The organism is Pelagibius litoralis (genome assembly GCF_011683915.1).
Classification (GTDB): domain Bacteria; phylum Pseudomonadota; class Alphaproteobacteria; order Kiloniellales; family Kiloniellaceae; genus Pelagibius; species Pelagibius litoralis.
In genome coordinates, this window is the sequence record NZ_JAAQPH010000017.1 from 115,448 (window position 1) to 141,319 (window position 25,872).

The window sequence follows — 25,872 nt, forward strand, 5'->3', positions numbered from 1 at the left end:
AAAGATATGGCAAAATCATATTGTATACAGTATCCTGAACACAGGAATGATTTGATACAACAAAATCGGGGGGGCAGAGACGATGAAGATGTCTGTTTTAAAATCGCTTGCGGCGATGGCTCTGAGCGCCGGTGTCGCATCCGGCGTTGCAGTGACGGCCAATGCGGCCGACCTTCGAATCGGCGTCAGCGGCGCCTTCAATTCCGTCGACCCGATGTTCCAAAACATTGCACCTAACTACAACGTGTCGCGGCAGATGTTTGATGCGCTGATTCAAGTAGGCGACAAGTTCGAATTGAAGCCGGGTTTGGCTCAGTCATGGAAACTCGTGAGCGATACAGTTTGGGAGTTCAAATTGCGCTCCGGTGTCAAATTCCACGACGGCAAGCGGCTTATGCCGGAAGACATAGCGTTCTCAATTGAACGCGCACCGAATGTGCCGAATAGCCCGTCTTCCTTTGCTGGATTCGTGAGGTCAATCGAGAGGGTTGTGGAGATTGATCCGTTGACGATTCATATCGAGACCAAACAACCCCATCCGACCCTTCCCCGAGATTTGGCCTTTGTCTCTATTCAGTCTAAGAGTGCGGTCGAGGGTAAGACGACAGACGATTTTAACAAGGGGACCGCTGCGATCGGTACTGGGCCTTTCAAGTTCGTGGAGTTTGAGCACGGCAGGCACCTTATCCTTGCCCGAAATGACGATTACTGGGGTGAAACGCCGGCATGGGAGACGGTCACCATGCTGCCAATCACCAACAACGCGGCCCGCTTGGCGGCGCTGCTTACTGGTGACGTCGACGTGATCGACGGTATACCACCGATTGACCTGCCGAGGCTTCAGAAGAATCCTGAGATCGCTGTGGTTTCTGGTCCGCAGACGCGCGTCTTCTATCTGCAGATCGATTTCCGTGATCAGGCGCCCATGGTATTCGACAACGACGGCAACATGCTCGATCAAAATCCCCTTCAGGACCTGCGCGTCCGCCAGGCGATCTCCAAGGCAATCAACCGCCAACTTCTGGTGGACCGGATCATGGAGGGGCAGGCGGTTCCGGCCGGTCAGATCATGCCGGATGGGTTTTACGGCTCCAACCCGAAGCTCGATCGAGCGGAAACCTACGATCCGGAAGGCGCCAAGAAACTGTTGGTCGAGGCTGGTTACCCGGATGGTTTTCGCATGACGCTTCACACATCGCACGATCGCTATCCGACAGCGGAGAGCATGGTCCAGGCAATTGCCCAGATGCTGACCCGGGTCGGGGTCAAGACCGATGTCGAATTGGCACCACACTCTATCTTCCGTAAGCGTGGCAAGAATGGCGAACTCAGTGTCCAGTTCGGCGGTTGGGGAAGCACCTCCGAGACCTCGATGATGGTGAGCGTTTTGCATACCGCCGACAAGGCAAAGGGCTTTGGATCAGCGAACCGCGGGTTTTATTCAAACCCGGAATTCGACGAAGCTCTTGAGAGTGCGCTTCGTACGATGGATCCGGATGGGCGCCTGGCCAGAACCCATCAGGCAACCGAAATAGTTGTCAATGATCTTGGAATTATCCCGCTCTATTGGGCGACGGCCTCATGGGGAATGCGGAAGGATCTTTCTTTTATTCCCAACCCTCTATCACAAACAGCGGCCATAAACATAAACCCAAGATGAGCGGTTATCGATTGTGAGCACTGGGAAAGCAATCTGGACCATAGGGCACGAGATCTTCACCCGAGAGATGATCTGCGTAAGCTAGATGGTGAGCCCTTCGAGGCTCGAATGGGGTCTGTGGGTGTGCTGAAGATTCCGGTCGATGTATTCTTTGGCCACCTCTTCAACGGTGCATGCGAGAAAATTCACTTCCTCGGTATTGAAGCGGCCGCTCCAAGTTTGGAGCACAGCGGGAGCCAAAGGGTACTTGTCGTCTATCCAGTCCGGGGCTCGCTGGCCCTGGCCGCGAATGCCGTCCCAGCGGTCGAGTTCAATCCGATAGGCCTCGGCGGCGACGCTAACCGCATCCTGGCGCGGCGGCTGCGACGAGGCGGCCTTAAGATCGACTTCGAGGCCACAGGCCTTGAGCGCTGCTTCAAGAAGAGGATTGATGTGGTCGAGGACGTTGCCGGTGGCGAAGTCAGACCACTCTTCGGCCAACTCCTCAAGTAAACCTTCAACAAAGATTCCTCGGGCCCGATAGCGCCGGTAGGTCTCCATCGTGTCAGGATCCGCGGTGCCGTCCAGGATCTCTTGGCGGTTTCCGTTGGGAAGCTGGGTGAAGCCGTCGCCGAGCAGCTCGCGCTGGCGGTCGCCCTCTCGGAGAATGTGGTCGAAGAGCTCTTTCAGAACGAGATTGAGCTGCCCCGGCGTGGGTTGTCGTTCGGTTGGCATTTCTTGCAGCGCCTCAGCGATTTGATCAATGGCGACGGAAATCTTTCGGGCGAGCCGGCGGGCCCGCGCGGGATCTGCGGTCTGCAAGGAGCCGTCAAAATGGCTGCGGCTTAGAATTCCCTTAATCGGCGAGGGCAGGCGGCGGCGGAAATGGTAGATCGCGCCGCGGCGCAGCAAGTGCTGGTTCGGAGTCGGCATGGCAAGGGCGTCCCTTCGGTGGGCGCGCCGTACCGCTTGGAGGCACCTCAGAGGCGGTGTTTGTGACACACCTCTGTGATACAGAGCGTCTCCGCACCCTGTAAGAAACTGATTTTGCGGGATTTCCCTGGGGGAATGGCTGGGGGACCTGGATTCGAACCAGGGCTAACCATAACCACTTGATTTCTCAGCCGTTCCGGCAAGTGCCAGAAGGCAATGTGGCACAGCAATGTGACACAGTCCAGGGCCTTTGCCGCAAATGCGATCTTTCGGCGAATGTGCCATAGCTGGTGCGGAACGTGCCGGCCGCTTGTACACGGTTCGTCCCCGGCGAGCCGGCGTAGATCGCCGACCAGAACCCTGCCACGGTCGTCCTCCTGTGCCTGGGCACAGGTGAATTCTGCGGGGGGTGGGAGAGTTGACATGATCTCTGGCCATTGGCGACTTCGGCTCGTGAGCCGAAGTCGCCCTTGCTGCACCAACCTGGCACCTCATAAGCGGATCCTCTCGCGAACCAGTTCTTTGATTCGCGCTTGTCCGGTCGAATGCGCCCTAATCAGGGAGAATATCTGCCGAACCCGTGCGGTGGACACCGGACGGGGCAAGAAGGTTCTCAATCCACGCAACAGGCTGGCCGCGCTCAGCGCACAGAGTGAAGAAGGCCCTTTGCTTTGCGCGTGTGAAGGCCACAAAAAATGAATTCAGCTCTTCGAGGCGATTGGGCGTAAGGCTCCACCACGTCTGGTTGTCGAGCCCGTAGAAAATGATCGTGTGGAACTCAAGGCCCTTGCTCTTGTGGATCGTCATGAGGGCGATCTGACCGAGACCCTCGAACTCGTCGAGAGCGCCTGACCAATTTTTCGTGTGCTGGAGGGATTCCTGAAGGAGCAGAGTGAATCCGTTCCAGACGCGATCGAAATCGGGCTGCCTCTGATAAGAGGGAAAGGCCTGACGCAGGACTTCCATGCGGACGAAATCGAGCGCAGCTTGCGCGGCCTCTGCTGCGGAATCAGGAATGGGATCAAGACCTCTCAGGGTGCGCCGCATCTTACGCACAAATTCCTGGAGCCGTCTTTGCAGGAGCTGCTGTCCCGCTTCATCGACGGGATCAACTGCTTCGAGAAACTGCAAGTCCAGCAGCGCAGCGTTCCAGTTCTCGGGACTCCGGGTGGTCGAGCCAAGGCGCACCAGCCGCAGAAGGATTTGGGTCAGGTCCTCGCCAAGCAGGTCCTGAATCGCGATCTCGCCGACGTTGCGCGCGACATTCCGGAGCCTGAGCCCTCGCTCCTCAAAGGCAGCGGAGAGCTGGCCTTCGACTTCATCTGCGCGCATGCGCACAAGGATGGCCACGTCGTGGGGCTCGACGTTGCCCGCCTGGACCTCGCGCTTAATCCACTGCGCGAGGCAATCGCTTTCCTCGTCCTCCGTCTCGAATTCCCAGATGGCGGCAACGTCGCCGTCCACCAGCCGGTCGGCCCGCGCTTCCGGCTCCTCGACGTTGGGATCGATCCTGCTCGCGATGACGTGCTGAATGCGCACGAGGTCCTCATGCGAGCGCCAGTTGCAGATTATGGATATGCGCTGCGCGGCGAAGTGCTGCTCGAACTGCGCAAAGGCATCCGGCATGGCTCCGGCCCAGACCATGATCCGCTGCTTGTCGTCGCCAACCGCCGTGAAGGCGGCTTCGCTGCCGTCAAACGCAGTGCGCAGGAGCTGGAACTGCGCGAAGGTGGTGTCCTGAAACTCGTCGAGAAATACGACGGGATAGGTGAGATGCAGCGCCTTCAGAATTGAAGGGTTCTCCCGGATCAGCAATTCGACAAGACGGTTGATCATTGCAAACGAGAGCAGCACATCGTCCTGATCGTTGTACTGCGCGCGCCAGTACGCGGCGACCGCGCGCTGTAGCTCCGAGCCCTCATCGGCCACCGGCAATTGCGCTCTGGCTATCGCCCGTTCAAGCTGGTCGGCGTTAACACCGTGGAGTTCCTGCGCATCCAGAAAATCGAGGTAGTCCTGCCGGCGTGGCATCACGATCCGATAGTCCGCAGGGGGACGATATGCGTCGGGAACCGCCGCACGAAACCGGTCCACAAGGCTCTTCGCGAATGCGTCAAAGGTATAGGAGTTGAAGCGCCGCGCCTGCTCGGGCGGGCAGCGCTTAGCTACCCGCTCCGCCAGATTGCGTGCCGCATCGCGCTTGAAGCTGATCGCAAGTATGCGTTTGGGCGCGGGGCAAAGACCGGTTTGGAGAAGATAGGTCGCCTTCTGCGCAAGGAATTCTGTCTTTCCTGCGCCCGCGCCTGCCGTGACCAGCACGCTCCGCTCAATCTGCCGCAGCGCTTGCCATGCGCGCGGCTCGAGGTCCTCAAGGCCTTGCGGCCTCCAGTCTTCGGGACGCCCCCGGCTCATTCAGCGCCGTCCTCAAGGTCGAGCGCTTCCTTCACATGCTCGATGAGCGCCTTGAGCTCAGCAGGCGTGCCCTCGGCAAGTTCGTCCTGCTCGATCCGCGCAAGCGCGGCGATATGGGTCTCGGGCTTGCTTCTGCTCAGAAAGAGGTACGGATACCACTTGAACTCATCGTCATAACTGTAGTCATAGAGGTTGGGATCGCCGCCGGTCTTAAGCGTGACAGCCTTCTTGTCCCGGATCGTATCGGCGTCGCCGCGCGGCCCGCGGCCTCCGGGATTCGGATGCTGATAGGATTCCGGAAAGGCGCCGATCATGGCGAAATCGATATCCAGCGGAAACGAAAGGAATACTCCCTCTTCCCTGAGGGCTCGCAGCCAGTCGTGGTCCCCTCCCTCGTCCAGCAAATCGCTGTCCGCCACATCATCCACCTCATTGGGATCGATGGTGTCGGCCTCGATGAACGAATTCTCGCTCAGGTCGTTGTCGATCTCCTTCAGCTTTTCGACGATATCGGCGATAAGGGTTGCGCCGCCGTGCGCGCGGCCAAGATCGAGGTCCAGCAAGGTCGCATGGGGGATGCGAAGATCATTGAGAAGCCGCCAGAAGTGGCTGACATATCGCCCGCCGAGCGGCACGATGGGCACGAATGACGGGTCGAGCTGAACACCCATCGCGTCGGCGACGCGCGGGATCACAAGGCGCTCGGAATCCCCTTCGCCAAGAATGACGAAGCGGGCGAAGTAAAGCTCCGGATAGGCCCTGATGGCGAGCCGTACATACTGGCTTGCCTCGTCATCGCCTTCCGGCATCGTAATCCGCCGGACATAGGCGCGCCGCCGCGCGCGGTTCAGGCGGAAGTAGCGCACCTCCTCCGGCTCTATGCGGCTGAGGATCGCCGGCGAGTGGCTTGACAGGGCTACCTGCGCGGATGCGAGCGTGCCGATTTCCCGTGCCTGCGCGACGGTGCGCGAGAGAAAGAACGGCGAAAGGCTGTTCTCCGGCTCTTCGATCGCAAGGAAGGTGAGGCTGGTCCGCCGAAGCTTGTCCTGATCGAACGCGCTTTCGTCGGCAGCCTGCGTGAACACGTCCTTTTCGACTTCCAGAGTCGTCGCGGTAAGAGCGATATGAAAGAGCGAACGCTGCCCGTCGCTGAGATCCGCCAGCGCGCGCTCCTGCCCGGCCTCGTCGGGAGAAAACGCGAACTCCGCCTTGCGGACCAGCTCCTCGAACCGACCCTCGACCAGGCGCAGGACCGGCGTTGTGTCGGTATCTGCTTCATGGACCTGCCGCCAGCGCTTGGTGAGCCGCTCTATGATAAATTCCGCGGGCTCCTCGCGCTCGAACTGCCGCTGAATCCCTTGGGCGCTTGCCGCACTGCTGTCGCGGAATTTGTCTGACCATTTTGCGGCCTGCCACAGCCGGCCTTTGAGCAAAGCAGTCACCTGCGTCGCAGCGTCTCGGGCAGCCGGGACATAGATGAGCTGGATGGAGCCGCGCTCTACAGCCTGCACACGTTTGCATTCATCCCACTCGAATTCGTCATCGAGCGTGGTGATCCACCGAAGATACTCGTCGATGCTGCCGTCCGGCGTGCCGTCGTCTGTCCACGTCGCCTGAAGCCTCATCCTTGCCTTCAGCGGAGCGTCCGGCGCGGAAGCTGCCATTTGCAGGAAGAATTCCGGGACCGCGTCCTCCGCCTCGTCCTCGTCGAGCCCCTCCAACTCGGGAAACGAGAACACGACCTCGATCGACAGCGTGGCTCCCGATTGAAGCTCCTGATGGTCAGCGGGGACATGGAAGTCCTGCCGCCGCACCGCGCGCTGCGTGGGCGTGACGCCAAACAGCCGGGATAGCCCCAGAAAGACGGCGGTCTTGCCTGAGCCGTTGGTGCCAACGAACGCGGTGACTTCGCCTTGGAGTTTGACTTTCGTTCCTCGCGGGCCGAAGCAGCGAAATCCCTTAAGGGATACCTTGTCAATCTTCATCGGCAACCGTCAGTATTTACGATTTAGAAGAAATGTCGCGGTGCGCCTCAGTAATCATCTGTCCTGGCACTATATTCAGTGACTGTTAAGTTGGATGCCTACCGCGCGAAATACGAAACACTACCCATGGTTTTACATCCCGGTCAATCCATCTATCAACTCTGCATCATCAACGGTGCGGTGCATGCGAAGGGATCCAGGACCATGGTCACTGGAGTAGGTGCAGTTTTGCGGTGCCCATGGTCCTCGTCGCCGCCGTAGCGTCCACCGTGGGCTGGCGCGCGGAACTGCGCAGTCAATCGCCCACCGGCCGCAGGCCCATAGAGCCCAATCATGTACCGACATCTCCGCCCCTGCCGGCAGGTGGAAGTGAGAGCGTTGTCGAAGTCGGCCAGTTTGCGCCTGTTTGCGGAGGCGGCTTCCTGAACGGCATCGGAAAGGACAAGTCGCCGGGTTGCTGGGGGCGGGCAGGAGCAACTCCGACGTCAGATGTGGCAAGGCTATTCAATGCATGGTATGATTCGTTTCTGCCATTTGAATGGGTGTCGGAGCGTCACAGGCCCGGCGTTAACCATATGACTGACCACCACCGATCCTGCCGATGCCGCTCTTTCGCCATCTCGACGACGACGCGTTCCTGATCTTCTCACGGAAGCACAGGCACCTCTACGAGGCTAGCCTGCTGAAGGTCTATGATCGCTTCTTCTCCTCCGGCGTCTCCTACGTCTCTCCCAGGGATGTGGTCCGTGCCGTCTACGACCTGATTGCCGGGCGACCAGACCTGTTGCCGGACGACGCCGACATCGGCGAAGGCCTGCCCGCCCTGGTACCCTCCGGACGGCGGCGCCTCAAGATTTCTGGGGCTGCCCGCGGGGCCTACGCCGAGCGGGTGAATCGCATGGCCTACGAGGCCTATCAGCGCCTCGTGCAGGCTGGCTGGCTGGAGGAAGAGGAGTACGGGCTCCAGGTCAGCGTCGACATGCCGATGGGTGCGCTCCTGGTCATGCAGTGCCTCGCGAATCTCCAGGCCAAGCCTGTTCACCGCTTTGGCGGCGTGGTGGTCACTATCAAGACGAGCCTGGAGCAGGTTGAGCGATGCGCGGATCTGGACTCCGGCAAGGGGGAGGCGGATGCGGCCCACGGCCTGAATAGCGCCAGACAGAATGCCGAGAATTTCATCAAGACCTTGCGTGCCATCCTGTCGGACCTGAAGCGCATCCGGAAGGCCGTCATGGAGGCAGGATCACTGGAGGAACGCTTCGACACCTACTTCGAGCGCTTCATCAGCGAGCTGATGCTCAAGGATTTCGAGTCCATCTACACCACGAACCATCCGTTCCGGCACCGCGACTGGATCGTCTCCGCCGCCCGGCGTATCGGGAACAGCGAGACATTGCTTCCCATCATCGCGTCCGGGTACCTGCAGGCTGGCCTGGCACCGACCTACGAAGCAGCCCTGGATGCCGTCCGCAGCGACCTCGTAGCCATCGAAGCGGCCTTCGACACGGTGGAAGCCATGTTCGGTCGCATCGGCCAATTCAGGCGCAGCCTGGAAGCGCGCCTACGCAACACCGTCCACTATGCCCAGCAGGGCGACAGGAACCTGGCATCCAGAACGATGAGCGTCGCGGCTCGGCTGGACGCTCTCCTCGAAGCCGACCCGGAACGCTATGCCAAGGAGTCCGTCAGAACGGTGATCGAGCATGTCAGGACGCCATGGTCAGAAAGTCAGCTCGCACGGCCGCGTCAGCCGCGGGTGCCTGTGACGCCGCAGGTCATAAAACCTCGGAAGCACGATCCGATCTACGTACACCGCAAGCGCTTGATGGAGGAATACCGGGAACGCATCAATCCGCCCCCTGAGCGGCTGCTACGGTTCCTCTCCAGGATGGTCCCGCCGGACGTGACGGTGGAGTCCCGCTACATGCGACTGGAGACAGTCGACGACTTCCTCGCCTTCGACGCACTCCGGAGGATTGCCAATCGGAAGAGGGCGCCGGCGTCCATCGCTCGCGAGTTCGTCCTGTGGCCTGCTGGAGACGGCGAGCGGCACGACTGCGACTGGATCGAGTGCGGCAATTTCCTGGTGCGGCACGTCGGGGACTCGGAACACAGCGCGTTGGGAGCAGGCGAAGACCTGAAAGAAGGCAAGCATGCTGGCTGAATTCGAGCGCATCGAGGCGGAGTACGGCGCGGACAAGGGCATCGCGCTCCGCAAGGCCTGCCGTTACCTCGTCCGCAACCAGTTCGTCTGGTCCGGAGACCGCGGTGTCGCGGTCATCTACGACATCCTCACGGACGGCAGGTTTCGCAAGATCATCGAAGAGTACTTCGACTGCCTCGGATACCGTGTCCCGCACAGCCCGGAGGAACAGTGGGTGGGAATCGTCCTTGATGACGAGGACTTCTCATCCGCGCCGCGAATGAGGCTCGACGAGACCATCGTCGCCCTCATCGTCGCTGCTTTCTGGCAGGGAGCGCTAGACCAGGGGAACATCGGAGACCGCGGGACAGTTGTCACCCGCTTCAGCACCCTGTTCGAGCACTACAAGGATTCCATCAACCGCGGTGGCAACACGGCCCTCACGCCCATCAAGTTCGAGGAGACCCTCAAGTCCCTGGCCCAGCGCAACCTCGTCTGGGTCAGCGACCGGGATCCGGAACAATCCGACCGCGAAGTGGTCATTCGTCCCATGATCAGGCTCGTGGCGGGCAAGGACGCCCTGGAGAGGCTGGAGCGCTATGCCCGGGACGAGGAAGCCATTGCCGCGCGCCGTGCCGGGAGCAAAGCAGTGACAGTCGGCTCCGGGGCGGACGCAAGCGATGGGGAAGAGCCCGCGTCTCGGCCTGAAGCCGGCTCGCAGGACGCGGGCGAGTCGGACGCCGGGGAGGATTCCTGATGGAACTGCGCCGCATCACGATGGTCAACTGGCACATATTCGACGTTGAGGACATCGAGGTGCGGGGCAACGCGGGTATCCTTGGTGAGAATACGTCGGGCAAGTCCACCGTTCTGGACATGATCCAAGCCGTCATGACCGGGGCGAGCCGCTCCTTCATGCGCCTGAATGCCGTCGCCGGGGACGGCAAGAAGGTGCGCGGCGGCAAGTCCAAGCGCTCCGTGCATGCCTACTGCCTCGGCACGCTCGGCGAGCACCACCGGAAGCGCAAGGAGTCCGTCACGTACCTGGCGCTCGGCTTCGAGTCCCCGGACCCGGACACGCCTCCCGTCACCATAGGGCTTGCTCTGGAGGCGCGGGAGAACGATCCGCCGGAACAGATTCTCGGGCGCTTCGTCGCCGTCGGTGCCCTCCTTGCGTCAGAGGACTTCGTGGAGCCTCACGAAGAGGGCTTCATCCCCTCCCAGTGGGGCGACGCCAGGGCCGGGATCGAGGCGAAGGTGGGCCGGGGAAGGTTTCATGACCACCACGACAGCGCGATGAACTACGTGCGCGAATACATGAGACACATCCTGCCGGGCACTCCGGCGGACGAGAAGCACGCACGCTCTCTCCTGAAGGCTATCGTCAATTCGGCGACCCTGGACCAGGGGTACTCCGCGACGGGCTTTGTGCGGCAGTTCATCCTGGAGGAGAACAACATCGAGATCGGCGGCCTCCGGGAATCAATTCGCACCTACCGCGACATCGACAAAACTATCAAGGGCCTTCGCCGGAAGCTGGACACTCTCTACGCTCTGAAGGGATGCGTGGACTCCTACGTGGAGAACCTGGACAAGGAGGCGCTTGAGAGCTGGGTCTCCGTCCGCGGCAGGTACCTCTCGGCTCTGGCCGAAAACCGGGCGCATCGCCGGACGATCGCCGAGGCAGAGGAAGCCAAGGTCAGGAAACAGGCCGAGGCGGAGGGCCTGCAGGCAGGGATCGACGCCCTTCAGGAAGAGATCGATCAGGTTCGCCACGACCTGATCGTCCAGCAGGAACGGTCGGGGCGGCGGAACGCCGAGCTGGAGCTCGGGAGCGTGAGCAAGGACGCCGAGGTGGCCCTGAGGACAGTCCGCAGGCTCCGTCAAGGAGCGGCGGTCCTGCGGAGCCTCTTCCCGACCCTGTCCGAGCATGGTGTGACCTGCTCGGACAGGGTCGGCGAGTTCCTCGGTCTGGCCGCCTCCGACGCGCTCCCGTCAGCCGAGGAGCTGGCGGCACGGGAGGAGGAATTCATTGCCGAGGCCGACGGACTTGCCGAACGGCTCGCCGTCCTTCGGGAGGACGTCTCCGCCAGGGCCGGGCTCCTGCGCGAGGAAGTCGCCGGCCTCCGCGAGTCCCTGGAACGCGACGGCGGACATGGACAGGCAGCCTACCTGGAACGCGACACCACGGCACTCATCGATCGGCTGCGCGCGGCAGGCATGCGTCCCCGGCCGCTGTGCGATCTCATCGAGGTCAACGATCCGGAATGGACCGTCGCGGCAGAGGGCCTGCTTGGACGGGACCGCGAGGCGATTCTTGTCGACCGCAAGGACATCCTGGAGGCAACGGCCATCTTCAAGAAGGGCCGCCGCGACTTCCGGCGCGCCTCACTCGTCAGCCTCAACAAGATCGAGCCATTCCTCGACGGCGCACCAGAACCCGGGACGTTTCCCACGCTGTTCGACACCGACGACCCGGACGCCATGGCCTTCCTCATGAGACGCCATAAGAACGTCCGTCTCGCCTACACCGAGCATGAATTCAACCTGCCAGGCCGTGCGATCATGACGGATGGCTTCTACGACGACGGTCTCATCCGTCGCCACAGGGCACTCGACCCCAACGACCGCAAGATCGGCCGCAAGGCCCAGCAGGACACGGTCGCTTGGAAGCGGCGCTCCCTGGCCGAGAAGGCCGAGGAGGCGGAGGACCTCCGGAAGCTCGAAGGCTTTCTCTCGGCCTGCATCAAGACAGTTCGAAACCTTGCCGGACAGGGAGAGGACGGTGAGTCAGGAAGGACCCTGTCGGCGGCTATCCGGCAACTGTCCGGACTGGACCTGGAGCGGCAAAGGCTCCGGGACGTCATCGACGCCATCGACGCAGAGGGGGACGCAGGTCTGAGCGAGCTGAAGGCTTCCCTGGAAGCGGACAAGAAGGCGAAGGACGACAAGCTCGCAGCGGTGAACCAGTCCGTCACGAAGCACGACCACCACATCTTCGCCGCCAGGAGCCATCTCGATCAGGGCGAACAGGTCATCGGCTCGAACCACAGCGTCAGGCTGGCCCGCAGGCTGTATGCGGCCCAGCGGCGCCAGCAGGACTTGCACAAGGCGGTTCCACTCTACCAGGAGCGGTTCCTGCGCCGCCGCGCCGCACCGGAAGATGTGTCCGTGACGGATCGGCTACACGTCCAGGCAGAGGCCCATGGCAGGGTCGCGAGCCAGGCCGAGGCGGACCGTAAGACGGCCGAAAGGGGCAGGGGCGAGGCCGAGACGAACGTACGTCTCGCCCTGAAGGACTATGCCACGGATTTCGGCGAAAGCACGCCCGGGGCGGAAGCCAGGATCTTCGACGAGGTCAGGCCCTGGGTGGAGGCCACGATCGAGAACATCGAGGGCAATGCCCTGCGGCGATACGAGAACGAGGCACAGGCCGCGGCCGACAAGGCCACGAGACTGTTCCGGGGAGAGTTCGTCAACGAGCTCAGCAGCCGCATGGAGAAGATGGGCCGCGAGCTGAGCGACCTGAACGATAGCCTGAAGGAGCACCCCCTTCACAACGAGTACTACTCGTTCAAGAGTGCGAAGGACGCCAGCTTCGATGCCGTCCTGAGGGTGGTCGAGATCGCCCAGCACTCCGACGAGGCGCTGGACGCCTTGTTCAAGTCGGACGTCGCCCCGGACTCCCCGTACCTTGAGGAGATCAAGGAGGTGGAGCGCATTCTCCAGGACGACGAGGTCGACTTCGAGCGGTTCGAGGACTACCGGAACTACTACACCTTCGAGCTCTACATGGAGGACAAGGACACCGGCCGCAGGACGAAATGGGAGGACAGGCGCGGTACCGGGTCCGGCGCCGAGCAGCAGGCGCCGCTCTACGTGGCCATCGGCGCCTCTCTCGCCAGCGTCTACGACTCGGCAGGCAGGAAGTACGAAGAGAGGAACGGTATCTCGATCGCGCTCTTCGACGAGGCCTTCTCGACGATGGACGAGAACAACAAGCGAGCGCTCATGACCTTCTACGAGGACCTCGGGCTGCAGGTCTTCATTGCCGCGCCCATGATGAACAAGGCCGACCTGGTAGGCTACATGGAGACGATGGTGGATATCGACCGCATCGAGGACGACCATGCCCAGGCGAGCGTGGCCTACCACAAGCGACGGGCCAGGGAGGCGGTGGTCGCCATGAACCCGCAGCGGTTGAGCCGGGAGGAGATAGCGGCGAGGATGGTCGAGGCGGCGGCGGACTAGTTGCATGGCCAGGAAGTTCACCGACGCCAGGGTCCTTCTCCACGACCTGCTGGACCGCTACGAGAGGGGTGCGGAAAGACCCTACGGATATCCCGACAGGGCCGGCTTCCCCTCCGTCTCGACCATGGATGCTTTCGACCGCGAGGTCCGTGGCGCTGAGGCGACCGGCACGGTCACGCTCTCGTACGGGAAGGGGCGGAAGCGGGACGAAATCAGGATGGTTCGCTTGGCCAATCCGCAGGCGCTCTACGCCTACCTGGGCCGCTTGCCCTCCAAGGCCCTCGCCGATGGCGCGCTCGACCGTATCCTGGATGGACTGGACCTCGATCCGGCGTTGCTGGAAAGCGCGGTTTCGGCCGCAGAGGCATGGTCCCGCAAGAGGACGTGGTGCCACCTAGGATACGAGGACGAGACGGCCATGCGCAACGCTCTCAAGCTGGCCCAGGGCATCGTAGAAGGGGTCCACGTGGGCCAGGACTACCGGACGTACTCAAGGCGCGTCACGAGGAACAGCAAGGCCCTGGAACGCGTCGAGACGGCCGTCCTGCGCCTGGTCAGCAACGTCGTCGAAGTGCCTCCCGAGGCAAAGCCGCGGGCGGCCCTTGCGGCCCTCGGCCTGGAGCGGTTCAGCCAGCCCATCCTGCTCAGCGGCCCCATCGCCTTGGACGGCACCACGATCCGCGACGACCTGCCCTATCTCGGCATCCCGCCCCGGGAGTTCCGGCGCATCGCCCTCACGCGCGAGCCTGCCTACGTCCTCACCATCGAGAACTTCGCCAGCTACAGCAGGCACGTGACCGAGACGGACCCGAAGAGGCAGGGGCTCGTTGTCTACGCCGGGAGCTACCCCTCGTTCGATGCGCAGCGCGCGCTCGGCCTCCTCTCCGAGACGCTCCCGGAATGCGTCCCGTTCTTCCACTGGTCGGACATCGACGCGGACGGCACCTGGATCTTCCGGACGATCGAGAGTGCGGTTCGAAGGTCGCTACGGCCGCACTTGATGTCCCAGGAGCTGGCCGAGGCCGGGGGAATGCCCAATCCAAGGCCTGGGAGGCTCAAACGAGGATCGGCCGAAGGTTCCATGATCTCCACGCTCGTCGACTACCTTTCCGATGAGCGATCCAAGACGATGGAGCAGGAGGAGGTCGACCCGGAGATGCCAAAGGTCCCATTGGGATGATTCCCACCTCGCAGCCTTGTCCCGCATGAGCCGCAGCAGTCCCAGCACCCGGTTGGCGTTACAAGGCGTCTTCCGGAGACCGCGCTCTACTTCCTGGTCGGCAACCCGGAGCTCGCGGTCTCGGCACCCTTCTTGTTGTTGAAGGAAAGCCATGACCACCTGTTGCAGTTTATCGCTGACGGCGACTGGCCGGCGGCAGAGCAGGCCCTCATCAAGGCGCGTCTGCGCGCAAGGAGCACAGCGATCTCCGCCAAAGCCGGGAAGACATTGCAGAGGAGCCGACCACCTCGATACTCATGATTCGTGCGCTCGCGCTCGAACCAGCGCCGCGCTGTGGCGATTACTAGCTGGGGGTGCGCGGACAGCGGTCCCCGTAGTGTATGCAGACTGAACGGGATCGGATCAAAGTGCAGACCGCTGCCATCGAGTTCGCGCTGAATGCGAGCCTCGAAGAAGTCTAGGGCGAGCCCCGGAAAGCGCTCCGCGACAACCGCGAGCAGCGTGTCTTCCTGATAGCCGACCTCAGATACACCGACGAAGGAATAGAGCAGGCGCTGCGCCTGGGTTTCGGTAAGCGCAGTCACCAGCACCCCATTGGATACTCCCAAAGTGTAGTCGATCCAGTTGTATTTCTGGTTATCTGTCAAATAGCTGATTGCCGGCATGAACACCTTGTCGATCAATTGCAGGTTAGCCGCCTTGTCGTACTGGAATGCGGCGGCACTCACGCAGGCGAAGACACCCTTCTCGTCTATGAGTTCGATAGAATGTGCAGCCAAACTCTCTAGCATGTCGATATCGAACGGCTCCTGCCTGCGCAGATAATCGCCAAGCAACCCGAGGAACCGATCCTCATCTATCCACTGGAAGGCGTAGCGACGAACGGACTCCCGATCTCCGGCCTCGTCGATGCCGAACAGGAGCGACGTGAGCAGTGGCGAAAGCACGTCGTTCATGACCTCTAGAAAGGCGCGCGCTGTCGTCGGCTTGGTCTGGCCTAGCAGTTTGAAGCAGTCCCGGCACGGCGTGATGGGCATTAACGGCGAGAATGTCGAAATTGTCGCGGAGAATGCCGGCCTGGTTGAATGCATAAATTTGACTATTGGTCAAAAAGACGATGCGGACTCCGGCAAGGTCTTTGATCTGCTCGTCGATCTCGCTCGCAGGATCGATCTCGCGGTTGACGAGCTTCCTGGCTAGTGATTTCGGATTCTTCGCCCGGCCAGTGATCGCGTGCGGCTCCATTCCCTGGGCTTCGACCGCAGCCTTGAGGATATACTGGATCGCCTCTACTAAGGCTGAAAACCGGCTGCGTCCAGCAAGCTGATACTCTTCGAAATTCATGCATTCTTCCCGTTCGCGGCTGCAAAGACTGAGCTTCAGCGGATGCTGATGGCTGATAGGCCGCAAGTCAATGTCATGGAGTGAAGGCAATTCGAGCTTCAGTGTCGAAAGAGAAGCGTCTCTAATAATGCGAAAAGCGCTGTGAGCGTGAAACCAAAGAAGCCTTCGCCAGGTGAAGGAGGTTTTTCGCCTTGCGCTTTGTGGCAAGGGGCTCGCCCTGGAACCAGATTCAAGGATCAGACGGTATTCTCACTGATTTTGGATCTATGACATGCGTACCCAATTGCTCGCCGCCGCTTTCGCTCTTCCCTTCTCCCTTGCTCTTGCCGGCGGCGGGCTGGCTTTGGATGCGTCCAAGGCCGAGGCAGCCAGCGTCTCCAGCTCAACCACCCAGCAAAACGGCAGCGGCAACGTCCGCGGTTTCGATGCCCAGGGCGACTCGCTGCGGCTGACCTCGGCCAACTTCATCTCGGCCCACGGCCAATGCCGCTATATCCGCAATGATTCCGGTGAGCAGGCACTCTACGTGCCGCTGAAGGATAGCGCCGAGTGGTCTTCCTTCTATGGCAGCAACGGCGGCGGTGGGGCCTATGTGCTGGTCTGCTGCCAGCCGGTAACGGTCTCGGTCTGCGGAGAGAACGTGAACATGAACTTCATGGTCACCGGTGACACCACCACCATCAATGCCGGCCATGACCGGCGGGTGGTCTATCGTTGCAATTCCAACAACAATGTCGGTGTGATTGCCCAGAGCGGCCAGTGCGAGGCACCGGCGAGCTCAGGTGGCAATGAAGGGCCGGATCATAATGCCGGCAGCAACAACCAGGGCGGCGGTAACGAACGCGGAGGCAGCTCCAGCGGTGACAGTACCGGCGGTGCGAGCGACGGCGGCTGGTGAAATGCCAAGTAGCAAAGGGTCGGCTCAATGGCTGGCCATCTTGCTACCTCACCGCATGAAGTTATTCCGCTTTTGTTAGGTCAAAACGGAAGTCACAATAGTCTTTGGAATTGCCACCTCGCACAAACGCGATCGCACGGCCATTCATAAACCAACCGATGACGGACTCCTTTGCTCCATTAGGCGTTACGGCAACGGCCGCGAGTCTTCCCTTGGAATCGATATTACCGTCGTATCCAATCTTTATGTTTTTACGGTTGAATGATTCCCCTACAAGCTCACTGCCATTGACAATCCAAGTGACTCGCAGTGTTTGCGAACAATCTGGCTTTGTGCCCGGCGGATTCACGTCGCGCAACAGCGTTGCTGTTCCTTTCCAAGTGCCCTGGAGCGCGAACATGTCGATCGGCGCCTCGGAAGGGGGCAGTTCCTTGGCCAGCACAGAAAGGTGGGGTTTGTAGCTGGCCGGCGTCGTCTGCGCGCAGGCGCTGAGGCTGCCGGCAATCAGGGCCACGAAGGCCGCGGTGAACAGTGTTTTGGGCATCATGGGCCAAATCCTAAGCGATGAAGGGTTAACGTCCTCTTGTCGTATAAATGGGTCTGGAATCCGGATCCGGCCGTTGTTTCCAGCTTTCCGGAAGCATGCCAGAGGTTCCCGCAGAAAGGCTCGAGGTTCTAAACAAATTTGCATAGGAGCCGGAGAGCGGCGACAACGGCATATCTAAGATACTCTGAAAGATGCCTGCAGGGATGCTTGCCGGTGCCCGGGCAAAGCACCCGCAAGGCGAGTCCTGGGGCCGACGACGGCGATTGGCGGACCAGGGCCGGTCCCCGCAAAATCGCAGAGATCTCGCAGTGTCGGTCAGTATCAGGATCAGGCTCAGATCGAACCGGTGATTGTCATGAAACGAAACCGCGCGCATACGGTGCTGTTATCGGCTGAAGAGTGTCGGCGGCTGCGGCGGCGCGCGCGGATCGTGCAGCGCACTGAAGAGATGAGAGAAGCCGATATCGAAACGATCGGCCGGGCAAAGGTTCCGTCAGGCCACGAAGACCTGGACCTATAGCTGGATTGATCGGGCGGTGAGGTTCCCCAAACCGGAACCGGGCTTAGTCATTCGCTACGCTTACCTGTGGTATGAAGAAGCGCAGGCGGGTCTGGAGGAAGGCACAAAGGATCGTCCCTGCGCGATCGTTCTGGCTGTGGAAGCGGCCGAGGGGGAAACCGTTGTGACCGTTGCCCCGGTCACCCATACCCCACCGAAAGCCCCCGGTGTCGCCGTGGAGATCCCTCTGGCCACGAAAAGGCGGCTTGGGTTGGACGACGACCGTTCCTGGGTGGTGATCAGCGAGACCAACCGCTTCGTCTGGCCGGGCCCGGATCTCAGGCCGATTCAGGGCATGCGCGATGAAGTGAAGCCGTTTACTAAAGTTGGGGAACCCAAGAGAGCCACGGCCCTTCATTTGTCGGCCTGAAGCGTCGGTTCTTTCCGCCAGATCTTCTCTGGCGGCGCTACCGCCAATAATCAGGTGTCCTTAAATAACATGGGAGCTGGCAGGGCTACAGAAAAAAGGCAATGCTCTGATCAAGGGAAGGATCTGGATTACGTCGAGTTGGCGTTTGCGCGCGCTTCAATTTCCGAGCATACCGCGAGAATCTCCGAAAATGGCCTGGGCTCTGAATAGAACATTCCTGCCGTTGTCATTGCGGCATAGTCCTTTTCCAGCGCAAGTCGCGCATCGCCATTGGGTACGAGACGCAGGGAGCCGGTAACCGCAGCCTTGTAGTCCACAACCGTTCCATCCAAGGCCTTCTCTCTGAAGAACATGGCCTTGTGATTCGCGACTGTAGCCGCCACCTCTTTGTCTTGGAGTGCGGAGTTCAGGAATTCGGTCTGAGCAAGTGCCGCAAGGTCATGCCAATGACGTGCAAACCGTTCGCCCTTTAGCTGCTCTTGGGCGCAATAGACATGTGCGGCGGTGGCTTTCTCCCAGAACGTGCGCTCAACCTTCATGACGCGCGGCCTGGCTACCGGAAAGGCCACTTCGGGAACATAAGCGGCTGCGTCGCATGCCACTTCGTGAACTTCTGTGGGCTCGCCAGTCGATCTGGCACCAAACTCCAACATGATCTCGGACCTGACATATCCACCTTCGTCAAAGAGACCCGGTCGGTAGTCAATGAACAACCGCTCCTTTGTTTCTTGTTTTAAGGTGGCGGTCAATCCCTGCTCCTTTATCGATGCCTGAAGAAGGGGGCTGACCGTATCGGCAATCCACTGCGGCAAGCGTTCTCTGACCTTTTCGGTCCACTTTTGACTCTGGCTGCGACTGGGAGGAAGTCCGTCGCCATGGCCGGCCATCTCAGGGATGATCGACCGGATGTCGTAGGTGAGATCGATATCCTCGGAAAATCGATCGATTGCGCGATAGGCCTTTGAGAGAGACGTCCCGCCTTTGAAGGAGAGATGCTGGCCTATCTCATTCTCGAACAGAACGGATAGTGCCCAGACAACCCAGACATCCTTCTCGAGAGTATTTTCATCGCGCCCGGAAGCTTGCGCGGCGGTCGCCAGGACTTCCTTTTGGTCGACCGCCGCGAGCTCGAGATACTGCTCAGTTGGCACCGACCATTACCTCACTGACGGCCTTGGCCATCCAGGAAGGAAGGGCGGCGCGCGCAGACATAAGCGCCTGCCATTCTTCGGCCGGCAACTTGCTCTTCAGTTCGAACAGGGCCGTCGACGCATGACTTTCTCCGAGCCAGGCAAGGGCGCGGATCGCCTGGCCAGCGGGCCGGTTAGCCATCTGCATCTGCCATTTCGGCACATGCTGGATGTCGAGCCGCTGGCCCCCGAGCCGGAGTTTCCGGGCCCGGCCGGACGTAACGTAGACAGGGCGAACGGGGACCTGAGACGTTAAACCAAGCCGGTTCGCCGCGGCGGCGCCGTGGGGCTCCACGGGCTCGCCCCAAACGTGGGCCAGCGACTTAGCTACAGCGTGCGGCGAAGGCGGTCTGGTTCCGTACCTGCTCTCCACAGGGGCGACATAAATCCCTCTGAATACGCGGATCAGCGCACCGCTCCGTCCCAGCCGCGTCAACGCTTGATCGACCGCAGCCCTGCTGCCGAACTGCAGCAACTCCTTGGCGGTGACAGCCGTACCTTCCGGTAAGGTCTTGACGTAGGCCAGAATTTTTTCACTCACGCCCATGGCTCTAGCTCCTTTGTCAGAAAAAATAGTCTTGTTTCTGACAAAAATCAAGCAGCAAATCGACTCCGCTAGCATCAGGAATTCGTAAAACATCCAATATTAACAATATATTAACAGTGAAATCCCTGTCTGTCCTTCTCGTGCTGCGGGTTTTCCTTTTGAACGAAGCGAGAACTCGTAAGATCAGCTTCGCCTCCCAGCAAAGGCCGGAGCAATTCTTGGATCTCAAGCCTCTGCGCTATCACCCTCTGTCCTGAGGTGCCTGATCTCGCAAGGGTAAGCGAGCCTTCTCAGATCGTCCGAATTCGAGAGGGCCAGGATTACCGTCACCTGTTCTTTCATTCTTCAGAAGGAGCCGTCGGAGCCGCGCCCGGTCCCTGAGCCACGAACGGAACGCTGCCACACTGCATTCGAATTTAGGGCTTAGGGAAGGGGGGATGGCGATCAGAATTTGATCCTATCATGTGTGGCGCGCCAACAAGGCCAGACCGATGTTTGGTGGTCGATCTAATAGTATTTTGACGAAGCTCCTAATAGCAATTTGGTGGATCTTGTAGTAGTAATTTGGTGTGTGGGCTGTCCGCAGATTCGTGAAGGCAAGTCTAACTATCAACCAATACCAAGGGTCTCCAGATGACCGACGACATTCTCCCCCGGCACCTCATGAGCGAACTGCGAGAGGCTCTTAGTTACACACGGATCGTCAATCTCGTTGGGCCGCGTCAGGTCGGCAAAACCACACTTGTTCGGGATCTGCTCGACAGCGGCCGATTCATAACTCTCGACAATGAAGGCACGCGCGCTGCCATTGATGAAGACGCTTTTGGCCTGATTTTGGCCCTCCGTGAAGAGTTAGGTGACGCCCCGCTGATTATTGACGAAGCCCAGCGATCAAAGGATCTGTCTCTTGCGATCAAGCGCATCGTCGACCAAGACCGGCGCAAGGGGCAATTTGTTCTGACTGGCTCTTCCAATGTTTTCCGAACGACGAACGTAGCAGACTCCCTTGCCGGAAGAATGCTCTCACTTAAGCTTTGGCCGCTGTCGGCTGCTGAAATTCATCGTGCGCCCTACTGTCAATTGATTGATTGGGCAACACAGGATACGCCTCAACTTGCTCAAATCAAAGTGCCTCGCATCTCGCGAGCCGAGGTCATTGATTTGATTCTTCGGGGCGGCTTCCCCGAGATCAGAACACTCGACCTTCGGAACCGTCAACGACAGTACCGTGACAATGTCGACAGTCTTGTCGATCGAGATGTCGCCGACATCGTCAAAATACGCAAGACTGATGCCTTGCGACGTCTGATCGACCAGATGGCGGCGCGAACAGCTCAAGAGCTGAACATCGCCGAGGTATCGAATGGACTTCAGATCCGACGAGAAACAGTTGAGCAATACTTGGATGTGTTGCTGAGGCTATCGGTGATCCTCAAGCTCGGGGCATGGACATCCGGTGAAGGCAAGCGAGAAATCAAGAATCCCAAATACCATTTCGTAGACAGTGGAACTGTCTGCGCCTTGCGTCATATCAATGAACGCCTGTTCGACATTGACGGCGTCCCCGGCGCCATCGGTCCGGTCCTCGAAAGCTATGTCGTCAACGAACTCGTCCGCTCGGCTCCTATGCAACAGAACGCAGCCCGCTTCTATCACTGGCGAAGCCCCGACAAGCGTGAAATCGACGTTCTTGTAGAGAGCGGAAAAAATCTCATCGGGGTGGAGGTCAAAGCCGCTGCCACGGTGAACTCTGACTCCCCCCGTCATTTGCGATGGTTCACTAAAGATGGTCCTGGCCGAACACGACAGTTCACGGGTCTTATATTCTATTTGGGAGAAGAAAAGCTATCCTTTGGTGATCGAATTTTCGCCCTGCCCATAAGCAGCCTTTGGGCGGAAATCAAATTCTAGATGGAATGCATAGCCCCTATTGGGGAAGGCCACACCATGCCATCACGCCGGGGGTACCCCTACCATTCGGCAAAGCTGCTATCCCTTCACCACCACCTCTGTGATCTGCACAATGAAGCCCCGCCTTAACACCCGGCTATGTCCTGTCTGGTCATGGGGCAGGTGGGCGGACTCAAAGCGTATGACGAAAGATGACTGGAGTGAGTCGCGAACTGCAACACAAGAGACTGTAAGCGAACGACCGTTCCTGGTCGAACCTTGCCGCCGACGGCGATGGGTCGAGCGGGACCAGCGGGGCCACGACAAGCGGCTCAAATCGACCCTAAGGAGCCGGTCGCAATCGTGCGCGCGAACGTCGGTTATGGGGGTTCAACCGGTCGTCCATTAGGCTTGCAGGTGACGGATGAAAGTAGCCACTTCCGAAAAGTTCTACGACTGATGAAACGGTCTTTCTGCTTCCCGCCTGTCCACCCATAGCACGTAAAGGGAAGCTGTAAGCCCCAAGGTCGCGGACAACAGCATCATGCCAAGCAGCCCGTAGGCCGCATTATGTTCGGTGAGAATTGCACCAGTGATCCCGGACATTAGAGCGCCGCCCGCGACCGTGAGTGCCCCAGACAGGCCTGACGCGCTTCCCGCTAAACTTGGTCTTACAGACATGGCACCGGAAATGCTGCTTGGCATAGTTATGCCATTTCCAATGCCGTAGAAGACGCAGGCACCAAACAGGGTGACCTCATGAAAAACCCCCGCCAACAGAATAACTAGGCCCAAAAGCAACCCTAAACAGGCAACAATTCGCCCGGAGATCATCATGGTTGTGAGAGCATGGCGAGCCGCAAATCGACCGGCGAGAAAGCTGCCAAATACAAAGCCTCCAGTGATGCTACCCATGTAAACGCCGAGTTTCGCGGGTGAGATGTCAAAGAGGACGGAGGCGACCAAGGGTGCGCCGCCCAAAAAGGCGTAGAACCCGCCAGTGGAGAAAGCCATGCATAGCGCATAGCCCCAGAACCGACGAGAGCTGAACAGCTCCGGATAGCTTTGGAACTGTTGCAGGAGGGTCCTTGACGGGTTTTTGTTGGTTTCGCGGAGATCAAACCAGCAAAGGCCAAGCACTGTTAGACCGAAACACAAAAAGGCCCAAAAACCTGCGCGCCAGCCGAAGAGACCATCCAAGGCGCCGCCGAACATCGGCCCGAGCATGGGCGCGACCGCATAAGCCATGGCGATGTAACCCATCAGGCTGGCGGCTCTTCGTACACCCGAAAAGTCTCTGATGACCGCAACCGAGACCGTGTAGCCCGATATAATCGCGGCCTGCATCATCCGAAACACCAAAAAGCTGACAATGTCAGTCGCAAGCAAGCAACCGACAGATGCCAGACAAAAAATCACCAGGCCTGACAAGATGACCGGACGCCGCCCGAAGCGGTCGGACAGAGGCCCCATGAGCAGCTGCAAGACGGCGGTCATGGCCGCGTAACCGGCGATGGAAAGGTTCACCAGGGCGTAACGAGCATCAAAATCCGCCGCGATGTTGGAAAGCGACGGAAGGAACATGTTCAAGGATATGACCGATAGTCCACTCAGCAATATGAGCGTAACAAATCTCGGCGGTTTGTAAGTATCCTGGTCCATGTGGCCCTTTCCGCCCATCGGCGACAAACCAGCCGACAACTGGGCAAAAAAAACGCCCCCGTTCTTGTTGGGGGCGCATGGGGTTTCGGTTTGGGTTCCGTTACCGGTCCAAGCGCCTTTCTCCCACGATGACGACAGCGAATTTCATATCAGTAAGGTCCCAAACGTTCGATCAACACGGTAGGCACGGACTTCCTCAGTGTCAACGACGGCGCGTGCTTAGGATAGGCCGAATTGGGCCATCTTTCACCGTGCGCCGGAGCAGCTGCCCGCCTCCGGATTCGAGGGTATAGCGGAAGAACTCAGTCCTATCGGGTCGAACGGCCGGTATCGGATCTGAGGGAGCCGTTCGGGTCGCCCAATCGACCGGCCGTTCGTGGCCGAACCTTGCCGCCGACGGCGGTGGGTCGAGCGGGGGCCACGACAAGCGGCTCAAGTCGACCCAAGGCAGCCGCTGGGATTTGGCGGCGCGAACGGCCGAAATTCGGATGCAGCCGCCTTCCGAACAATGTCTGCTTTGCGCCAATCCCGCCGGTAGCAATGCGTCCTACGGCTTCTCTCGCTCATCTTTGACTTCCCGCTCTTGGAGGATGCGGTCGATCAGTCCCCATTCCAAGGCTTCCTCCGCGGTCATGAAGTGGTCGCGGTCGAGTGTGCGTTCGACCTCCTCATAGGTGCGCCCGCAATGTTGGGCATAAAGCCTGGTGATGCGGTGCTTGGTCTGCCGCATTTCTTCCGCATGGATAAAAATATCCGATGCCTGCCCCTGGAACCCACCCAGCGGCTGATGGACGTGCAGGCTCGCATTGGGCAGCGCCGCCCGTTCGCCCGGCTCCCCCGCCATCAAAAGGAATGACCCCATGGAGCGGGCTGTGCCGTTGCAGAGCGTATGCACCGGCGCTTTGACGTATCGCATGGTGTCATACATGGCGAGGCCGCTGGTGATCACGCCGCCGGGCGAATTGATATAGAGATAAATTGGCTTCTTCGGGTCCTCGGCCTCCAGGAAGAGCAACTGTGCGCAAACCAATGCGGATACCGTGTCATTGACCTCGCCATTGAGGAAGACGATCCGCTCGCGCAGCAGCCTTGAATAGATGTCAAAGGACCGTTCTCCCCGACTTGACTGCTCGACGACCATAGGGACGAGTTGCATCGCTTCGCGCATAGGCGAACTCCTGTCTTCTGGAATTTCCGCTGGTGAAACGGGACGTCAGGCAGCGCGCATCAGGAGCGGCCGATTGTTGTTCGCGGCTCTGGGAGGCTGCTGCACCAGCCGTTCGTCCGCCAGCCCATGGATGATTCTGAGTGTGGTGGTGCCGTCGGCGTTGGGCCTGACCTGAAACGTGACCCTGCTTTCGAGGAAAGGTGGCTCGTTGTCTTTCATTCTGTAGCTGACTTCCTCGCCGGGTGCGGAAGAAATCGGCTCTGCATCGACCAGATCTCCTTTCGGCAACCACTTCTCGCGAAACTCGGGAACGCTGATCGCCCGCCAAACCTTTTGAGGCGACGCATCGAGTTCGTATTCAAGCACCAAATCCGTCGCCTGCCCTTTGGCATCCAGTTCGTTCATTGGTCCATGTCCTTCAGCATAATCTTCAGAGCGTCGATCCGCGCGGGCCAGTAGGCACGATACTTGGCAAGCCATCGGGCGATGAGCGCCAAGCCCTGTGGATCGACCTCGTAGTTCACGAAACGTCCCTGCCGTTCTTCGCGTACCAGTCTTGCGTTACGCAGCACTGAAAGGTGCTGGGACATGGCCGGCTGACTGATCTCCATACCGTCGCGCAAAGCACTGGCGTTCATGCCACCGGCCGCCAACTTCTCGAAGATCGTGCGCCGGGTTGGATCGCCAAGAGCCCTGAATATTTCATTCTCAATCATGCAATTAACATAAGTCCATACTTATGCGATTGGCAAGTATTTTATGTCGGCCGAGGCCTTCGTTACCCACTACCGTCTTGAAAGTCAGTTTGTCGCCGGCAGGCTCATCCTTCGGCCCTTGCGGTTACGATCCAGACAGAAGCCGTTAGGTACACTTCGGAGGGATCGTCCATAGCGGCCAACGCCTTACGCAACCGAGGCTCGACGTTCGCTCGCAGACCCGGATTCTCGCGGATGATTTTCCCAAGTGCCCCCACCTTCAGAAGCACTTTCATCGTTGCATCGACGTCGCCGCACGAAACTTTCTGGTTGTGCGATTCGATAGCGATCTTGCTAAACCCTGCTGTCTCAAGACTGCGTCGTATGTGATCGGGATCGGCGAGACTAAAGGGTGTATGGTCAACTTCCGTCTGAACGCCCGCCGCTGAGAGCGGAAAG

General features: G+C 59.8%; 22 protein-coding genes. 9 read left to right on the top strand and 13 right to left on the bottom strand.

The annotated features are described in order from the left end of the window. Positions 1–82: 82 nt before the first annotated feature. Positions 83–1,660: an ABC transporter substrate-binding protein gene (locus tag HBA54_RS20485; RefSeq protein WP_167228125.1), complete on the top strand. Its 1,578-nt coding sequence runs from the start codon at positions 83–85 to the stop codon at positions 1,658–1,660. 81 nt (positions 1,661–1,741) lie between these two features. On the opposite strand, the gene HBA54_RS20490 is transcribed toward HBA54_RS20485, so the two are convergent. The 3 genes from HBA54_RS20490 to HBA54_RS20500 all read right to left on the bottom strand — a co-directional run bounded on the left by HBA54_RS20490 (position 1,742) and on the right by HBA54_RS20500 (position 6,969). Further along, complete coding sequence (locus HBA54_RS20490) at positions 1,742–2,572, bottom strand: DUF6538 domain-containing protein (protein WP_167228127.1); 831 nt, start codon at positions 2,570–2,572, stop codon at positions 1,742–1,744. Between the two features lie 552 nt (positions 2,573–3,124). Further along, a complete protein-coding gene (locus HBA54_RS20495) occupies positions 3,125–4,984 on the bottom strand; it encodes a UvrD-helicase domain-containing protein (protein ID WP_167228129.1) in 1,860 nt (619 codons plus the stop codon). Beyond that, the gene (locus HBA54_RS20500; protein ID WP_167228131.1) at positions 4,981–6,969 is read right to left on the bottom strand and encodes an ATP-dependent nuclease; all 1,989 of its coding nucleotides are present in this window, start codon (positions 6,967–6,969) and stop codon (positions 4,981–4,983) included. The genes HBA54_RS20495 and HBA54_RS20500 overlap by 4 nt, the downstream gene beginning before the upstream one ends. Before the next feature lie 601 nt (positions 6,970–7,570). Between HBA54_RS20500 and HBA54_RS20505 the strand changes: the two genes are divergently transcribed. Genes HBA54_RS20505 through HBA54_RS20520 form a run of 4 tightly spaced genes read left to right on the top strand, consistent with a single transcriptional unit; the run spans position 7,571 to position 14,543 of the window. Continuing rightward, on the top strand, positions 7,571–9,133 hold the full coding sequence (locus HBA54_RS20505) for a Wadjet anti-phage system protein JetA family protein (RefSeq protein ID WP_167228133.1): 1,563 nt from the start codon (positions 7,571–7,573) through the stop codon (positions 9,131–9,133). Then, on the top strand, positions 9,123–9,869 hold the full coding sequence (locus HBA54_RS20510; RefSeq protein ID WP_167228135.1) for a DUF4194 domain-containing protein: 747 nt from the start codon (positions 9,123–9,125) through the stop codon (positions 9,867–9,869). The genes HBA54_RS20505 and HBA54_RS20510 overlap by 11 nt, the downstream gene beginning before the upstream one ends. Beyond that, on the top strand, positions 9,869–13,363 hold the full coding sequence (locus HBA54_RS20515) for an SbcC/MukB-like Walker B domain-containing protein (RefSeq protein WP_167228136.1): 3,495 nt from the start codon (positions 9,869–9,871) through the stop codon (positions 13,361–13,363). The genes HBA54_RS20510 and HBA54_RS20515 overlap by 1 nt, the downstream gene beginning before the upstream one ends. 4 nt (positions 13,364–13,367) lie before the next feature. Beyond that, a complete protein-coding gene (locus tag HBA54_RS20520; RefSeq protein ID WP_167228138.1) occupies positions 13,368–14,543 on the top strand; it encodes a Wadjet anti-phage system protein JetD domain-containing protein in 1,176 nt (391 codons plus the stop codon). Positions 14,544–14,629: 86 nt separating this feature from the next. Here the strand turns inward: HBA54_RS20520 and HBA54_RS20525 are convergent, their stop codons facing one another. After that, complete coding sequence (locus tag HBA54_RS20525) at positions 14,630–15,499, bottom strand: hypothetical protein (protein WP_167228140.1); 870 nt, start codon at positions 15,497–15,499, stop codon at positions 14,630–14,632. Then, positions 15,396–15,887, bottom strand: a complete 492-nt coding sequence (locus HBA54_RS20530) for a RelA/SpoT domain-containing protein (protein ID WP_167228142.1) — start codon at positions 15,885–15,887, stop codon at positions 15,396–15,398. The genes HBA54_RS20525 and HBA54_RS20530 overlap by 104 nt, the downstream gene beginning before the upstream one ends. 271 nt (positions 15,888–16,158) lie before the next feature. Between HBA54_RS20530 and HBA54_RS20535 the strand changes: the two genes are divergently transcribed. Next, entirely contained in the window at positions 16,159–16,785 is a 627-nt protein-coding gene (locus HBA54_RS20535) for a hypothetical protein (protein WP_167228144.1), read from the top strand. Positions 16,786–16,846: 61 nt separating this feature from the next. On the opposite strand, the gene HBA54_RS20540 is transcribed toward HBA54_RS20535, so the two are convergent. Next, the gene (locus HBA54_RS20540; RefSeq protein ID WP_167228146.1) at positions 16,847–17,332 is read right to left on the bottom strand and encodes a hypothetical protein; all 486 of its coding nucleotides are present in this window, start codon (positions 17,330–17,332) and stop codon (positions 16,847–16,849) included. Positions 17,333–17,687: 355 nt separating this feature from the next. Here HBA54_RS20540 and HBA54_RS20545 point away from each other — a divergent pair, with 355 nt between their 5' ends. Further along, entirely contained in the window at positions 17,688–17,852 is a 165-nt protein-coding gene (locus tag HBA54_RS20545; protein ID WP_167228148.1) for a hypothetical protein, read from the top strand. A 16-nt stretch (positions 17,853–17,868) separates the two neighbouring features. After that, positions 17,869–18,261 carry a type II toxin-antitoxin system PemK/MazF family toxin gene (locus HBA54_RS20550; RefSeq protein WP_167228149.1) on the top strand — a complete coding sequence of 131 codons (393 nt, stop codon included), beginning with the start codon at positions 17,869–17,871 and terminating at the stop codon, positions 18,259–18,261. 128 nt (positions 18,262–18,389) lie between these two features. Here HBA54_RS20550 and HBA54_RS20555 read toward each other — a convergent pair whose 3' ends face one another. Together HBA54_RS20555 and HBA54_RS20560 are read right to left on the bottom strand one after the other, a co-directional pair. Beyond that, complete coding sequence (locus HBA54_RS20555; RefSeq protein ID WP_167228150.1) at positions 18,390–19,412, bottom strand: nucleotidyl transferase AbiEii/AbiGii toxin family protein; 1,023 nt, start codon at positions 19,410–19,412, stop codon at positions 18,390–18,392. Continuing rightward, complete coding sequence (locus HBA54_RS20560) at positions 19,402–19,998, bottom strand: DUF6088 family protein (RefSeq protein WP_167228152.1); 597 nt, start codon at positions 19,996–19,998, stop codon at positions 19,402–19,404. Before HBA54_RS20560 ends, HBA54_RS20555 begins: the two co-directional genes overlap by 11 nt. Positions 19,999–20,631: 633 nt before the next feature. On the opposite strand from HBA54_RS20560, the gene HBA54_RS20565 reads away from it, so the two are divergent. Further along, on the top strand, positions 20,632–21,909 hold the full coding sequence (locus tag HBA54_RS20565; RefSeq protein WP_167228154.1) for an ATP-binding protein: 1,278 nt from the start codon (positions 20,632–20,634) through the stop codon (positions 21,907–21,909). Between the two features lie 429 nt (positions 21,910–22,338). On the opposite strand, the gene HBA54_RS20570 is transcribed toward HBA54_RS20565, so the two are convergent. The 5 genes from HBA54_RS20570 to HBA54_RS28765 form a co-directional block, all read right to left on the bottom strand. Beyond that, the gene (locus HBA54_RS20570; RefSeq protein ID WP_205944792.1) at positions 22,339–23,550 is read right to left on the bottom strand and encodes a multidrug effflux MFS transporter; all 1,212 of its coding nucleotides are present in this window, start codon (positions 23,548–23,550) and stop codon (positions 22,339–22,341) included. A gap of 547 nt (positions 23,551–24,097) precedes the next feature. After that, positions 24,098–24,718 carry an ATP-dependent Clp protease proteolytic subunit gene (locus HBA54_RS20575; protein ID WP_167228158.1) on the bottom strand — a complete coding sequence of 207 codons (621 nt, stop codon included), beginning with the start codon at positions 24,716–24,718 and terminating at the stop codon, positions 24,098–24,100. Positions 24,719–24,763: 45 nt separating this feature from the next. Then, on the bottom strand, positions 24,764–25,123 hold the full coding sequence (locus HBA54_RS20580; protein WP_167228160.1) for an SRPBCC family protein: 360 nt from the start codon (positions 25,121–25,123) through the stop codon (positions 24,764–24,766). Further along, on the bottom strand, positions 25,120–25,434 hold the full coding sequence (locus HBA54_RS20585; RefSeq protein ID WP_167228162.1) for an ArsR/SmtB family transcription factor: 315 nt from the start codon (positions 25,432–25,434) through the stop codon (positions 25,120–25,122). Before HBA54_RS20585 ends, HBA54_RS20580 begins: the two co-directional genes overlap by 4 nt. A 104-nt stretch (positions 25,435–25,538) precedes the next feature. Beyond that, positions 25,539–25,872: hypothetical protein (locus HBA54_RS28765; protein ID WP_205944793.1), on the bottom strand; the 334-nt coding region annotated here is incomplete at its 5' end.